Annotated in this window: 14 protein-coding genes; 6 read left to right on the top strand and 8 right to left on the bottom strand. The window is 63.4% G+C overall.

What is annotated here, in order from left to right:
• Window positions 1-167 precede the first annotated feature (167 nt).
• The 3 genes from B3H65_RS09345 (at window position 168) to hypE (ending at window position 2,749) form a co-directional block, all read left to right on the top strand.
• On the top strand, window positions 168-485 hold the full coding sequence (locus B3H65_RS09345) for a HypC/HybG/HupF family hydrogenase formation chaperone (protein ID WP_286685033.1): 318 nt from the start codon (window positions 168-170) through the stop codon (window positions 483-485).
• Window positions 482-1,576, top strand: coding sequence for a hydrogenase formation protein HypD (gene hypD / locus B3H65_RS09340; protein ID WP_286685032.1), 1,095 nt, complete (start codon window positions 482-484; stop codon window positions 1,574-1,576). The genes B3H65_RS09345 and hypD overlap by 4 nt, the downstream gene beginning before the upstream one ends.
• Window positions 1,577-1,708: 132 nt before the next feature.
• A complete protein-coding gene (gene hypE / locus B3H65_RS09335) occupies window positions 1,709-2,749 on the top strand; it encodes a hydrogenase expression/formation protein HypE (protein WP_286685031.1) in 1,041 nt (346 codons plus the stop codon).
• Between the two features lie 41 nt (window positions 2,750-2,790).
• On the opposite strand, the gene B3H65_RS09330 is transcribed toward hypE, so the two are convergent.
• Window positions 2,791-4,029, bottom strand: coding sequence for an FUSC family protein (locus B3H65_RS09330; RefSeq protein WP_286685030.1), 1,239 nt, complete (start codon window positions 4,027-4,029; stop codon window positions 2,791-2,793).
• A gap of 301 nt (window positions 4,030-4,330) precedes the next feature.
• On the opposite strand from B3H65_RS09330, the gene B3H65_RS09325 reads away from it, so the two are divergent.
• Entirely contained in the window at window positions 4,331-4,990 is a 660-nt protein-coding gene (locus B3H65_RS09325; protein WP_286685029.1) for an HAD family hydrolase, read from the top strand.
• A 65-nt stretch (window positions 4,991-5,055) separates the two neighbouring features.
• On the opposite strand, the gene B3H65_RS09320 is transcribed toward B3H65_RS09325, so the two are convergent.
• The 7 genes from B3H65_RS09320 to B3H65_RS09290 all read right to left on the bottom strand — a co-directional run bounded on the left by B3H65_RS09320 (window position 5,056) and on the right by B3H65_RS09290 (window position 12,289).
• Window positions 5,056-5,619, bottom strand: coding sequence for a hypothetical protein (locus tag B3H65_RS09320; RefSeq protein WP_286685028.1), 564 nt, complete (start codon window positions 5,617-5,619; stop codon window positions 5,056-5,058).
• Between the two features lie 216 nt (window positions 5,620-5,835).
• Entirely contained in the window at window positions 5,836-6,519 is a 684-nt protein-coding gene (gene pyrE, locus B3H65_RS09315) for an orotate phosphoribosyltransferase (RefSeq protein ID WP_286685027.1), read from the bottom strand.
• Window positions 6,520-6,627: 108 nt separating this feature from the next.
• Entirely contained in the window at window positions 6,628-7,425 is a 798-nt protein-coding gene (locus tag B3H65_RS09310; protein ID WP_349676001.1) for an amino acid ABC transporter ATP-binding protein, read from the bottom strand.
• 63 nt (window positions 7,426-7,488) lie between these two features.
• Window positions 7,489-8,142, bottom strand: a complete 654-nt coding sequence (locus B3H65_RS09305; RefSeq protein WP_117679919.1) for an amino acid ABC transporter permease — start codon at window positions 8,140-8,142, stop codon at window positions 7,489-7,491.
• A gap of 160 nt (window positions 8,143-8,302) precedes the next feature.
• Window positions 8,303-9,145 carry a transporter substrate-binding domain-containing protein gene (locus tag B3H65_RS09300; RefSeq protein ID WP_286685025.1) on the bottom strand — a complete coding sequence of 281 codons (843 nt, stop codon included), beginning with the start codon at window positions 9,143-9,145 and terminating at the stop codon, window positions 8,303-8,305.
• A 342-nt stretch (window positions 9,146-9,487) separates the two neighbouring features.
• The gene (locus B3H65_RS09295) at window positions 9,488-11,026 is read right to left on the bottom strand and encodes an S-layer homology domain-containing protein (protein WP_286685024.1); all 1,539 of its coding nucleotides are present in this window, start codon (window positions 11,024-11,026) and stop codon (window positions 9,488-9,490) included.
• Between the two features lie 222 nt (window positions 11,027-11,248).
• Window positions 11,249-12,289, bottom strand: a complete 1,041-nt coding sequence (locus tag B3H65_RS09290) for a branched-chain amino acid aminotransferase (RefSeq protein ID WP_009141119.1) — start codon at window positions 12,287-12,289, stop codon at window positions 11,249-11,251.
• A gap of 377 nt (window positions 12,290-12,666) precedes the next feature.
• On the opposite strand from B3H65_RS09290, the gene cysE reads away from it, so the two are divergent.
• Both cysE and B3H65_RS09280 read left to right on the top strand, forming a co-directional pair.
• A complete protein-coding gene (cysE, locus tag B3H65_RS09285) occupies window positions 12,667-13,434 on the top strand; it encodes a serine O-acetyltransferase (protein WP_286685023.1) in 768 nt (255 codons plus the stop codon).
• Window positions 13,435-13,530: 96 nt separating this feature from the next.
• Window positions 13,531-14,466, top strand: a complete 936-nt coding sequence (locus B3H65_RS09280; RefSeq protein ID WP_286685022.1) for a hypothetical protein — start codon at window positions 13,531-13,533, stop codon at window positions 14,464-14,466.
• Window positions 14,467-14,923: the final 457 nt, after the last annotated feature.

Below are 14,923 nucleotides of genomic sequence, written 5' to 3'. Positions count from 1 at the left end.
GACCACCCCCGCACCCCGGATCTGTCGCTCCCCAATCCGCGTCCAAACCAACGCTTGTCATTGGCGATGCCGCGCCAGCGGGGTACCATCTAGCAAGAAAACAATTCGCGCGCCCGCTCCGCCCAACACCGTGCGCGGCGGACGCCCCTACCCGTAAAAGAGGTCTTATGTGCCTTGCAGTTCCCGGTAAGATCCTGCAGATAAACCCCCTTGGCCGCGCGACGGTCGACATGCTGGGCGTCCAGCGCGAGGTGTCGCTGCGCCTGGTACCCACCGCGCAGGTGGACGATTACGTGCTGGTGCACGCCGGCTTTGGCATCCAGGTCATCGACCCTGCAGAGGCGGAGGAGACACTGCGCCTGGTGCGCGAACTTCCCGACCTTTTTGACGAGGACCTGGCGCAGGCGGGCGCCATGCAGACAGCCACCGCGCAAACAGCCGCCGCGCACGCGGAGCCCTCGCTCGACGACGGCGGTGCCGCATGAGCGATATCGACTTCGGCGCCTTCCGCGACGCCGCGCTTGCCCGCCGGCTCATCGACTCCATCCATGCCATGGCGGGCGATCGGCAGATCAACCTTATGGAAGTCTGCGGCACCCACACGGTGAGCATCGGGCGCTATGGCTTTCGCTCCATCATGCCCGCCGGCGTGCACCTGCTCTCCGGCCCCGGCTGCCCGGTCTGCGTCACCTCCAACCGCGACATAGACCACGCTATCGCGCTCTCGCGCCTAGACGGCGTGGTCATCGCCACCTTTGGCGACATGATGCGCGTACCCGGATCGACCACGTCGCTATCGCGCCAAAAGGCCGCCGGCCGCGACGTGCGCATCGTCTACTCCCCCCTAGACGCCGTGGAGCTCGCCCAGGCAAATCCGCACCTGCAGGTCATCTTTATGGGCGTGGGCTTCGAGACCACCACCCCCGCGATCGCGGCGACCATCCTCGACGCGCACGACCGCGGCATAGAGAACTTCTCCGTCTTCTGCGCCCACAAGACCACGCCGCCTGCGCTTCGCGCCATCGCCAGCGATCCGCAGACGCGTATCGACGGCTTCATCCTGCCGGGCCATGTCTCCACCATCACGGGCGTGGAGACCTACCGCTTTTTGGTGGACGAGTTCTCTACCCCGGGCGTTGTCACCGGCTTCGAGCCCGTCGACGTGCTCGAGGGCATCGCCATGCTGGTCCGCATGGTTGCCGAAGGCGCGCCGGACATCCAAAACGCCTACCGCCGCGGCGTGAACCAGGGCGGCAACGCCGTCGCGCGCCAGCTGGTGCAGCAGGTCTTCGAGCCCGTCGACGCCACATGGCGCGGACTGGGTGCCATCCCCGCCTCCGGCCTGCGCATTCGAGACGAGTTCGCGCACCTGGATGCAAGCCGTCGCTTTGACGTCGACATCGAACCCACACGTGAGGCCGCCGGCTGCCGCTGCGGCGACGTGCTACGCGGCGTCATCACCCCCGGCGGCTGCCCGCTGTTTGGGCGCGCCTGCACGCCGGAAAAGCCCGTGGGCCCTTGCATGGTCTCAAGCGAGGGCAGCTGCGCTGCCTACTATCGCTATCGCGAGGCATAGGCAAGCCGGCAAGGCGCAAAGACCCGGCAAGACGCAAAAACCACGCCGGCGCCCGTCCTCGTCCGCATCAACCCCGCCCCGGCGGCCCTGCCGCCCCGGCGCCATCGCAACCAAGAAAGGGTGACCTTCACCATGGATACCTCAACAGACGCAACCGTCCTTCTTGGCCACGGGTCGGGCGGGCAGATGATGAAACGCATCATCGATGAGCTGTTTTTGGACGAGCTCGGCTCGCCAGAGCTCCTCGCCGGCAACGACGCCGGCGTCGCTCAGCTTGCCCCCACCGGTCGCATCGCCATGTCAACGGATAGCTTTGTAGTCACGCCGCAATTCTTCCCCGGCGGAAACATCGGCAGGCTCGCCGCATGCGGCACCGTCAACGACGTCGCCACCTCCGGCGCGCGCGTGCGCTACCTCTCCTGCGGCTTCATCCTGGAAGAGGGGTATCCCATGGCGGACCTGCGAGCGATCGTCCACACCATGGCGCAGACCGCGCGCGAGGCGGGCGTCGCCATCATCACCGGCGACACCAAGGTGGTCGAACGCGGCGGCGCGGACGGCGTCTACATCAACACCGCAGGCGTGGGCGAGGTGCCCGCGGGCGTTGAGCTCTCCGGAGCGGCCTGCCGACCCGGTGACAAGGTGCTGGTCAGCGGCACATTGGGAGATCACGGCATCGCCATCATGAGCCAACGCGAGGGCCTGGCGTTCTCCACCGCCATCGAGTCCGACGCCGCGCCGCTCAATCATCTCATCTACAACGTGCTCGACGCCGCACCGCATGCGCGCTGCTTCCGCGACCCCACGCGCGGCGGCCTTGCCAGCACCCTCAACGAATTCGCCGCCGCATCGGGCGTGGATATCTATGTGGACGAGGACTCCATCCCCGTGCGCCCAGAAGTCCGCGGCGCCTGCGAGATGCTGGGATACGACGTGCTGCAGGTTGCCAACGAGGGAAAGATGGTCGCCGTTGTCCCCGCGGACGAGGCCGACGCCGCGCTTGCCGCCATGCGCTCCAGCCGCTACGGCGAGAGCGCCGCCATCATAGGCGAGGTTTGCGAGGCGGCATCTACCGGGCGAGACGCACGCCCCACGGTTCGCGTCCGCTGCGGTTGGGGCTCCACGCGCGTGCTCGATATGCTGGTTGGCGAGCAGCTCCCCCGCATCTGCTAGCGCGAATCGCGGCCGCAACCGCCCAGCTCCTCAAAACAAGCCTATACGGCGGTCTCGCCATCGGACGCAAGGCGGCTCATGCCGCGATTGAACGCCACCGAGAACGCCGCCACCACCGCGGCGGCGATCAGGCTGTCCGCGATGCGCCAAAACGCCGCCCCGCCCATGCCAAACATGGTCTGCGCCAATAGCATCGCCCCCATGGTATTGAACGCCTGCGTCCAGTGGTATTTGCCGGATAGCCCGCAGCACATACCCACCACCATGCCAAACACGGCTTGAACCAGGGGCGGGGCTGCCGGGTAGACCAAGCAGAACAGCCCCACGCCCACCGCGCTGAACCCCACGCGCCACCAGATGCGGTCGCGCACGGCCGTCGCGTACGGGGTCAGCAGGCTCGATCCCACCAGGCCCATCCACATAAGGCGCTCCACGCCCAACACGTCGCCCGCAAAAAATGCAAGGGAGATACCCAGCGCCGCCCTGATATGGTAGCGGGTCTTGGGATTTTGCAGCGATGCCTCGTCCAAGGCTTGGACGATGGTTCTATACGGGCGCTCCTCGCCGCGCTCGCGCGCTGCCGCTGCCGCCTGGGCCTCGGCCGTGCGGTTGCGGCAGCGCCAATAGACCGCCGCGCACAGCGCAAAGCCCGCGGCCATGGTTGCCAGTCGAGCGGGAACCTGCCCGACAGAAAGCGGGGCGTCGTAGGAAGCACCCACCAGCAGGGCGTAGCCAAAGCCGTATGTGCTGCCGTTTCCCATGCGCGGGTCGTCGACGCCCACCACCATAACCACCGCGAGGCCGGCGATGTTGAGCGCCAGCCGCGCAAGCGGGCCCGCCCCCTGCCCCAGCAGCGGCACCGCCGTGAGAACGGCGAACACAACCAGCAGGGCCAGCAGGTTCTGGCGCGGAGCGTAGTTGAAGCCCACAAAGCGCACGCACAGGATGAAGACAAAGACCGCGACGGCCGGAATGGAGCTCTGCGGTCCAAACGCGGCGCCAAAGGCGGAGATAAACAGCACCGCAGACGCCACAATAAGGGCGGCGCGCACCAGCAGGGCGGCGTTGACCGTGGCGCGGCACGCCCGGCAGCCAGCGGACTCGCGCAGACCCTTGAGGTCGCGCACGCTCAGCTGCAGCATGCCGTAGAATCCAGGAAGCCGATTGGCCCTATGGTCACGATGGGGCTTGTTTGCGCGTGCGGTAGCAACCTGCTTGCCTTGGGGCATGCCGGACTCCTTCTCATCTGCTCTGATGTACTGGTTCCCCCACGCCGTCATGACAGGCCCGCCCTGCCGCCGGGCAGTCGGGCAGTCGGGTCGCAGGGCCGTCGGGACGACGCGGCCGGGCGCGGTGCGCAGGCGGCCGTTCAAATTTGGGTGACACAGTATCGCGAAAACTCGCCTCGCTGCCCACCCCCGCGACCGCAAACACACGATAAGCGCAAATATACCCACCCGCCCTATGGTATGGTTGCCAAAGCAGTATCCATCATGCCGCGGCGAACCCGGCAAACGGCGCCGGCCCGCTGTCCCCCGCACCGCCCCGCGCGATGCGTCTCAAATAACCCACGGGGGTACTATGGAATTCAAGCACGTAATCTTTGACCTGGACGGCACCATCCTCGACACGCTGGAGGATCTCGCCCTTGCCGGCAACCATACCTGCGATCTGCACGGATGGCCCACCTTCGCCGTCGACCAATACCGCTACAAGGTCGGCAACGGTATGCTCAAGTTGGTCGAGCGCTTCATGCCCGCGGAGTACGCCGGCGACGGAATGATGTTCCAAACCGCCCTGGCAGAGTTTCGCTCCTACTATGGCGAGCACAAAGAGGACCATACCGCGCCCTACCCCGGCATCATCGACATGCTCGACGCCATGCGCAAGACGGGCATCACGCTCGCCGTCCTCACCAACAAGGACCACGCCGCCGCCGTCCCGCTGATCGAGCGCTATTTTGGACCGGACCGCTTCGCCGTGGTCCAGGGACGCATAGACGCCTATCCACCTAAACCCGCCGCGCCCGTCACCCTCCATGTTCTGGAGCAGCTTGGGGCCGACCCCTCGTCCACGCTCTACGTGGGCGATTCCAACGTCGACATCCAGTGCGGGCACAATGCCGGCATGCGCGCCGCCGGCGTGGCATGGGGCTTCCGCGGAACGGAGGAGCTTGAGCGCGAGGGCGCGGACTTTATCGCCCACACGCCAGACGACCTGCTGCGCATCGTCCAAGGCTAGATGCAAAATGAAGGGCGCCCCGCACATGCGAGACGCCCTTTCAAAATCATCTTCGGCAAAGCGGCCTACGCCATCATCGCGCCCATCAGCGCTGCCTCGGCGGAGTCGTCGACCTCCCACTCGCCGTCCTCGTTCTTGGTGTAGCCCATCTCGATCTCAGAGTCCTTGGGCTCGGCGGCATCCGTTACCTCAAGCAGGATCTTGCCGCCCTCCTTGTAGAGCTCGGCCTCGGTCATAGACGCAAGATCCATGGATCCCAGGCGCTCCGTAAAGGCCGTCTGGAAGTTGGTCATGATATCGGTCATCGACTTGATGGTGATGGACACCTTCGCCACGGCCGTGCCGGCCTCTTCGTCCACCGTGATCTCGCCTACCTCATAGGCAAAGCCGTCCAGGTACGACGCCATATAATCTTTGGACGATATTCCCAGTTGCTCGATCTCCTCGCCCGCAACCTCGTCCAGGCTGTCCATCAATTCGCTATCATCCGCATTCACGCGGTCAAACTGCGAGGTCAAATCCGTTTTGATCTGCTCTTCAACGGACGGACCGCCGCCGCAGCCGTACAGGCCAAACAGCGAGGCGACCATAACGGCCATCAGAGCAAGCAGCGGGAGCCTCTTCTTCATAACAACCTCCAAGGGGCTCATGGGTCCAGCGCCACGCGCCGTCGCGCGCTTGAGATACGCCCGCGGGCGCGTCTTTCCGCTCAGTGTACGCGAGACAAAAAGATGCCGCCCGACCCATCGCCAAGCGGCACCCCTTATTCAACCAATGGCTCCAGTGAGCGGCAATTCGCTTGCTTTTTTGGACGATGCAAGCGCCCGTCCCCGCAAGCGCCCCGCCTACTCGCGCGCGCCGTACTGCTCGTAGTACGCGTCGATAGCCGCCTTGATCTGATCATCGATCACCACGCGACCCTGAACCTCGCGGTTGTAGAGGCACTCGGTGACCTCGGCCATGCTCACGATGGAGGCAACGGGGAAGCCGTATTTGGCCTCGACTTCCTTCTGGGCGGTGGTCACGCCGCCCTTGCCGACCTCCATGCGGTTGAGCGAGACGATAAGGCCCTTGACCTCGACGTCCGCCGCGGCCTTGAGCTTGGGATAGGTCTCATCGATCGACTTGCCAGAGGTGGTGACGTCCTCCACCATGATCACGCGGTCGCCATCCTTGAGCTCGTAGCCCAGCATGCCGCCCTTGTCGGCGCCGTGGTCCTTGACCTCCTTGCGATCGGAGCAGTAGCAAACCTCCTTGCCGTACAGCTCGGACAGGGCGATAGCGGTCACCACGGACAGCGGGATGCCCTTGTACGCGGGACCAAAGACAACGTCGAAATCCAGGCCAAAGTTATCATGGATGGCGCGGGCGTAGTACTCGCCCAGGCGCTTGAGCTGCTCGCCCGTCACGTACGCGCCCGCATTCATGAAGAAGGGGGACTTGCGCCCGCTCTTCAAGGTGAAGTCGCCAAACTTCAACACGTCGGACTCGACCATGAACTCGATGAACTCGGACTTGTAAGCCTCCATGTGCATTCCTTTCGCTGGGGGCGCGCAGACGCGCGCGGTCGCGGTGCGGACAGGGCCGCGCGCCGCCTCGACACAGATCGCTTTTAGTGTAATGCAATCGCCGACCGCCTAGCCGCTAAAGCGCGACAGGAACTCTCGTGTGCGCTCGTGCGCCGGAGCGTCCATCACCTGCTCGGCGGGGCCCTCTTCCACAATAACGCCGCCGTCCATAAAGACCACGCGGTCGGCGACGTCGCGGGCAAACGCCATCTCATGCGTCACCACGATCATGGTGGTGTCCTCGGCCGCCAGCTGCTTTAACACCTTCAAGACCTCGCCGGTGAGCTCGGGGTCCAGCGCAGAGGTGGGCTCGTCAAAATACAGCAGCTGCGGGTTCATGGCAAGCGCACGGGCAATGCTCGCACGCTGCTGCTGGCCGCCGGAAAGCTGGCAGGGCACCTTGTCCTCGCAGCCCGCCAGACCCATTTTTTGGACGAGGCCCCGCGCCTGCCGCTCAACCTCCGCGCGATCGCGCTTTTGCACCACCAGCGGAGCGTCCATGATATTGCGCATCACGCTCATATGGGGAAACAGGTTGAAACTCTGAAACACCAGGCCAAAGCGCTGGCGCGCCTGGGCAAGCGTGCCCTTGTCGCCGTACACCGCGCGGCCCCGTGGATCGCCGCCGGCAGGGCGCGCCACCACGAGCTCGCCGTCCTCGCCCGCAGAAAAGCCGCCGTACCACAGGCCGCCGCCGTCCAGGCGCTCCAGCAGCGTCATGCAGCGCAGCAGCGTGGACTTGCCCCCGCCCGAGGGCCCAATGATCGCCACGACCTCGCCCGGGGAAACGGAAAGCGAGATGTCATTCAGCACCTGGTTGCCGCCAAACGCCTTACGCGCGTGCTCCAGGCGCACCACCGGGTGCATCGACGCAGCCGACGCCTTTGCCGCGGGCCGAACCCCTGTATTCATACGCTCCATGTTCGCCTCCTAGTCGTGGTAGTAGTCCATCTTCTTCTCAATGCGGCCAAGAATAATCTCGACCAAGAAATTGAAACCCCAGTAGAACAGCGCGGAGATGGCGAAGGGCATCATGCTGCGCTGCGAGGCCACCAACGCTTTGGCGGTAGAGAACATCTCGGCCACGCCGATGGCAAAGGCAAGCGAGGTGTCCTTGACCAGGGTGATGATCTCGTTGCCCATAGCGGGCAAAATGCGTTTGGCCACCTGGGGCATCACGATGCGCGCAAACGTCTGCATGCGCGAGTAGCCTAGCACCTCGGCCGCCTCGTACTGGCCGCGCGGTATCGACTGAATACCAGAGCGGTAGATCTCTGCAAAGTACGCCGCGTAGTTGATGATGAACGCGATGATGCACGCCTGCCATTTGGACTGCGTGGTGAGCTGGATACCAAACACGTAGTAGGGCGCAAAGTACACGGCGAACATCTGCAGCATCAACGGCGTGCCGCGCATAACGGAGATAAACGCGCGGGCCAGCAACTGCAACGGCTTAAAGCGCGACAAACGCGCCAGCGCCACGGGAATTCCCAGCGGAATCGACCCTAGCAGGGTGAGCGCGAACACCTGGGCGCTTACGCCAAACCCCTCCAACAGCATGCCCGCCATGGTCGAGATATCCATGCCGCGCCTCCTTTCCAACCACCTTGCGCTCTCGCCCGCGCGAACGCGCCGTCCGCATTCCACCGACGCGCCCGCAGCCATATGGCGCCGCGGGCAAGAGCGTAAAGCCCCCGGCCCGCAAACACGAACCGAGGGCACCTCATCTATCCTGTTCGGCGTCTTACTTGATCAGCCAGTTGTCGTAGCTCACGCCGTCGTCCGCGTACTTGTCGCACAGCTCTTTAACAAAGCCGTCCTCATCCATCTCTTTCAAGGTCTCGGTCACCTTCTCGGCAAGCGCGGTATCGCCTTTCTTAAAGCCAACGGCGTAGTGCTCGGTAGAGAGTTGCTCGTCCAACTGCTTATAGGTGTCCTTGCCGGCCAGCTGGTACTGTGCGATGGAGAGGTCGCAGGCAACCGCATCGACGGCACCGCTTTCAAGCTGCATAAACGCGGTGTTGTAGTCGCCAATGGTCTCCAGCGAGGCAAACGTGGCGGTAAGGTCGGCCATATCGCCGTTAAGCACTTCCTCCGCAGCGGAGTCAACCTGGGTGATCACGGTCTTGCCCGCCAGATCCTCAAAGCTCTCGATGCCGCTATCGGCGCGGACCACCACAACCTGGGCGTTCAGCATATAGGGGTCGGAGAACGTGTAATCGTCCTCGCGGCCCTCCATGGTGAAGCCGTTCCAAATGCAGGTGATGGCGCCAGAGTTAAGCAGCGTGTCCTTGGCGTCCCAGTCGATGGGCTCAAGCTTGAGCCCCCAGTCGTTGCGTTTGGCGACCTCGGCCGCAAGCTCCAGATCAAGACCGGTGAACTCGCCGTCATCGCCCACGTAGCCATAGGGCGGGTAGGCCTGGTCAAAGCCAACCGTAAGCGTGGTGATCTCGCCGCTGGCATCAGCGGACGAGGATCCGGCAGAGCCCTGGTCGCTGGCAGCGGGCGAGGCGCCGCACGCTGACAGGGCCAGCGCGGCGACCAGCGCCACCGCCGCGGCAACGGGAACAAAGATGCGCTTCTTCATATCAGTTTCCTTCCCCATGTCACAAATCCTCGTCCACCCGCGCCGCCATGCACCCATGCGTCGCGCGCGCCATGGCAAGAGATCCGAGCTTGCATAATCGCCTTACAACGAGCTAGTACTTTACTATGATGCAGTGTCAGGGGCAACCTTTATTCATTTGGACAAGCCCTCCGTAATGCCCGCGCAACAAACCCCCTGCCGTCTTGACGCAGCGGACCGCCCGTGCACCCTGGCACCAAAAAGGCCCCGCGCCAAAACGCGGAGCCCTAAAAGCAAGCTGTCTTGAATTGGCCTGGGGTCGAATACCGCCCCGCGCCAAAGGTAACGGAGACTCGGTCGCCGTTAGATATTCGCGATGTTACAGAGGCTTCGCAGCATGGCGGCGAATTCGCAGCGATATGCCGTGCCCTGGGGGTTCAGCCGACCGTTCTCGCCGTTGATGATGCCGGTCGCCACGGCCCAAGACATGGCCTGGGCGCCCCACGGGCTCACTTCATCGTCGTCGGGATACGCGGAGAGGTTAGCGCGGGCAGAAGTGTCAAGACCGCGCATCTGGGCGTAGCGCATCAAGAAAATCGCCGCCTCCTCGCGCGTCACGTCCTGATCGGGGCGGAACGTGCCGTCGCCGTAGCCGGAGACAAGACCGTTCTGCACGCCCCAGGCGATTGTGCCGGAATACCACTCGTTACGGGATACATCCGGGAAAGCGAGCGAGCCCACGTTACCGGTCGCACCACCGGATACGCGGCACAGCATGGTCACCACCATGGCGCGCGACGTGGTGCCGTACGGAGCCATCTGGGTGGTGCCGCTCAAGCCGGACATAAAGCCGCGCTGCGCCACCCATGCAATCGACTCCACGTACCACTGGCCGTAATCGATGTCGCTATAGCGAGAGCTCAGGTACTGGCGCTCGTCCTCGGCCACATACCCCAAAACAACCTTTTGCTCTTTGCGGTAACGGTTGATGTAGCCGGCAGCATAGGTATGGTCTTTGCCGTCGCCGGTGGAGTAGTAGGTGACGATCGCGTTGGTAAGGCGCGTGGCGATCTCGCGGTCCGTCATGGCGTTGTTGATGTTGGCCGCCTTGATGAACTTCTGCATACCGCCCGAGCCAAACAGGTTGCACATGCCCCACGCCAGGCCGCGCACGGCGTCCGCGCGGTTGTCGATGGTGATGCCATAATAGTTACGGAAGATGCGCTCGGCCTGCTTGTAGTAGTTCTCGTACGCATAAGAATCCTGAAGCGCGGAAAACTCCGCGGAGTCCGCTTTGTATGCGGCGTGCCACGCGCTGTTGACCAGCCTGCCAAGGTCGCTCAAGCCGTCTTGGGACGAGGAGTCGCGAAACGGATTGACCTTCTTGGAGGGATCGTCCGGATAGTTGGGGTCCTGGGCGCCGTTGATGATGGTGTCGCCCTGGGCGATGACCTCTTTGAACATGGCATATTTGGTGGGATTGTAGTTGTAGACCGCAGTGATAAAGGGCACCAGCGCGTAGCGGCGGTCAAACTGGTAATAGCCCATCGCATTGTAGCCGTCACCGTAAGAGAGGCCCTGGTCGTAATTGTGACCGCTTTCATAGATGGCGAAATACAGCATCTCATCAGAAAGCTTCACGGGAGAGAGGCGAGCGGTCGAAAGCAGCGAGACCGCATCGGCCGTGTCGTCGGCTGCGGCGGCGAGCGCAGCGAGCTCGTCTGCGGAAAGCTCCTGGTAATCTGCACCGCGATCGATCGCGATGGCATCACTGGCGGCAGGTGCAGAAGCCTCAACGGATGCAGAGATGGAAGCGGATGCTGACACGGGCGCTAAAACGGACCCGGTAGCCAGCACGGAAACAAGCCCTATTGTCAGGGCGCGGTGACGAGGCTTGGCCATTCGTCCTCCTTGGTTGTCGCCCCCTTACGGGGTGGTGCGTTTACATGTGCGTTTGCGATATAGCAAGGTACCTGCCCAGTATGAACGAGGATGGGCCGGCGCGCAACATCGCCGACCCGCCGCCGTCGTCTCGTCCACAAAAAAGCACGCACCCCGCTGCGGAGATGCGTGCCGTATATGCAAGCTATCGCGTGATGTAAAACGATGCCGGCAACATTGGTGCTAGCAGATCTCGAAGACCCAGTTGTGCTTGTCCTCAACGGCGCCGTCCTGGATGCCGGTAAGGGTCTCGCGGAGCTTCTTCATGACGGGGCCAATCTCATCATGGCCCGCCGGGAAGGAGACCACGGTCTCATCCTCGTGGATCTCGCCCACGGGGCTGATAACGGCGGCGGTACCGCACAGGCCGCACTCTACAAAGGCGCCGGACTTGACCTCTGCCCACTCGACCGGACGCTGGACAACGGTGATGCCCAGGTCCTCGGCCACCTGAACCAGCGAACGGCGGGTGATGGAGGGCAGGATCGAATCGGTGTGGGACTGGGGAACAACCAGGGTGCCGTCCTTGGTGACAAACAGCACGTTGGCGCCGCCGGTCTCCTCAACGTAGGTGCGGCTCTGGGAATCCAGATAGAGGTTCTCGGCAAAGCCGGCGCGGTGGGCATCCATGGTGGGCTTGAGGCTCATGGCGTAGTTAAGGCCGGCCTTGATGTTGCCGGTGCCGTGCGGTGCAGCGCGATCGTACTCGGAGATGCGCAGCTTGATGGGCTTGAGGCCGCCCTTGAAGTACGGGCCCACGGGGGTGACCAGAATGCGGAACTGATACTCGTCCGCAGGAGCAACGCCAATGACGTCGCCGGTGGCGATCATAAGCGGGCGCACGTACAGCGTGGCGCCAGAACCAAAGGGCGGAACCCATGCGGCGTTGGCGGCAACAACTTGCTTGACCGCGTCGACAAAGCGATCGACCGGGAAGGGCGGCATCTCCAGGCGCTCGGCAGACTCGTACATGCGCTGTGCGTTGAGGTCAGGACGGAAGCAGACGATCTTGCCGTCTTCGGTGGTATAGGCCTTGAGGCCTTCGAAGCACGCCTGGCAATAATGGAAAATGCCCGCGCACTCGGACAGGTTGAGGCTGTGGTCGGCGGTAAGGCCGCCCTCGTCCCACGCGCCATCCTTCCAATTGGAGACGTAGCTAACGTCCGTCTTGCGGTAGCCAAAGTCCAGGCTGCCCCAGTCCAGGTCCTTTTTCTCAACTGCCATGGCATTACTCCCATCGACGCGTGCGGGCAAGCGCTCGCCCTGATTGACTGGATGTGATTCTACTCCGCACCCCGCTCGCGCGTAAAAGCTTTCTTTTGTTAAGTAAAGCAATTTGCCATCGCGTAACAATTAGATTCACAGTTGTGCCCGTGCCGGGACCGCTTTGCGCGTCGCTCGCACGACCCGGGCGCAACCCCGCGCTACGGGGTGCCCCGCGTCCCGGCCGCCCCGCGTTAGGCGGCACTACGTTGCACGGCGCCACGTTAAACCCTAGCGTTTCTCTAGACTTAACCACGGACGATGGCTACTATGACAGCATTACCGATTACGCCGGGCACCTGCAGCGCGCCGCGGCAACCTATCCGGCGGGAGAGCGGATGAGCTTCATCACCACCATACGCGAAGACATCAACACCGTGCAGACGCACGACCCCGCCGCGCAAAACGGCTTGGTCATCTTTTTGTCCTACCCCGGCCTGCACGCCAAGTGGGCCCACACGCCGGAGCATTGGCTATGGAACCACGGCCTTCACAGCATTGCGCGCGTGATGTCCCAGTTCACCCGCTTTATGACCGGCGTCGAAATTCATCCTGCAGCTCAGATTGGGCGCCGCCTTTTTATTGACCATGCCATGGGCGTGGTGATTGGCGAGACCACCATTGTGGGCGACGACTGCGTGCTGTACCAGGGCGTCACCCTGGGCGGCACCGGCAAGGAGTGCGGAAAGCGCCACCCCACGCTGGGCAACCGCGTGACCGTGGGCACCGGCGCCAAGGTGCTGGGCAACATCCGCATTGGCGACGACGTCAAGATTGGCGGAAACTCCGTGGTGGTTAAGGACGTGCCGAGCAACTCCACCGTGGTGGGCGTGCCCGGTCGCGTGGTCCGCCGCGCCGGCTGCCGCGTACTGAACGAGAACATGGACCGCCGCGAGCATCGCGAGAGCATGCCCGACCCCGTGCAGGAGCAGTCGCTGCTTAACCGCGAGGGCATTGTGGGCAACCAGCGCCGCATCGAGGAGCTTGAGCAGCGCGTGGCAGAACTGGCCGCGCTGGTCGAGGCGCTCGCGACGCAAGGAGCCGACCAGGAGCGCGACTCGTCCATGCCCCCGAACGCTCCGTCCGCGGACAATACCCGGCCCTAGCGGCGCCGCAGGCGCAGCGTCACGCTACAATAAACCGCGTTCTCGCGTCGCCCGCCTGGCTCGCGGCACGTTTTGGCGCCTTTACTTGGAGCTCGTATGGCCATCCCCTCCAACATCGTCCCTTTTGTAAAGCCCCAGAGGCGCGACGGCGCGGACGACGTCCAAGGCCCTATCGAAGAGGCGCGCGGCAGCCGCGAGGGCCGTAGAGCCAAGCCCGCGAGCCGCGTCTGGATCATCGTCCTTCTCATCTTGCTGTTTGGCGGTTTCGCGCTCATCTTTGGGGGCGAGTGGGGACCCAGCACCGGAGCCGCCGGCCTTGCCATGCAGGCATGCCAGGGAGTGGGGCTGATTACGTTTGGCATCAGCCTAGCCATGACCGCGCGCCTTCTGCATCTGCAGCACCGCACGAAGACCACGGGGACCCCTGCCGCGCCGAACGAGCGGACTCGCGACGCGCTGCGCCGCGAATACGTCCAAGAGCTCGTCATGCTTGCACCCGCCGTCGCCGCGTACGCAGGCTGTGCGCTGCTCTATTTAACCGGCGTTTCCTTTCTTGAAGACGAGACCGCACTCAACCTCATCATCATGCTGGCGTTCGCGGGCGGCGCGGTTGCGCTGGCCGCCCTTGTGCACCGCAGGCGCAAGCGCAGGGGCGTGTCGTACAAGCACCTTGGCAATGCGGGGCTCATCGCATTCTGCCTTGCCTTTGCCGTTGGCGGCGCGCTCATTGGCTGGGATATCGCATGGAGGGCTGCGGTCGATGCGGCAAGCGGCCCCGCTACGGTGCGATGCTTCTATCGCGACTACGACATCGACAGGCCCACCGGTCGCTACGCGGGGCTTCACCCTACCAAGCTCCAACTCGCTTTTACCAATGTGAGCGGGGACGGCACCATGCCCAACCCAGTGGTCTATATTGCCTCCGGCGACGTAGATGTAGTTCTTGACCAGGTATTTCGCGAAAACGCGTTTGCTATCGACCTCACGTACTACCCCAACAGCAACGTCTTTGTGTCTGCCGAGACCGCATAGGCGCACATGGCACGTGCCGCGCGGTCGCGGGCCCCCGCGGTTGCGGGCCGCCGCGGTCGCGATCGCACGCGACCGAAGGCGGCCGCCGCCCACACCTCGCGCGGCGCATGAATGAACACCCGGAAGCAACCGCAGCTATTTTTAGCCTCCAGTTGGACTTGGAGCGTGCTGAAATCAGCCTTCATGTTGGCCAAATTGCTAAAATCGACCTTCAGTTGGACTTGCTAGTATTCATCGTCCAGTCGCGCAAGCTCTCTACCTGCTATTCTTTCACGAGAGTCTTTTTGATAGCCAAGGCAAACTCCAACTGAAGGTCGATTTCAGTAGGGCGAAGTCCAACTGGAGGCCAAAAATAGCAAAAGAGCGTACATGAAGCTCGATTTTAGTAGAGCGAAGTCCAACTGGAGGTCGTTTTTAGCAAGGCAACTCCAACTGAAGGTCAAAAATAGCAGCGGGG

Origin of the sequence: Collinsella sp. UBA1693 (genome assembly GCF_002320115.1) — a bacterium.
Taxonomy (GTDB): domain Bacteria; phylum Actinomycetota; class Coriobacteriia; order Coriobacteriales; family Coriobacteriaceae; genus Collinsella; species Collinsella tanakaei.
The sequence above is the reverse complement of the archived record's forward strand: the minus strand, read 5'-3'. Positions and strand labels throughout refer to the sequence as shown.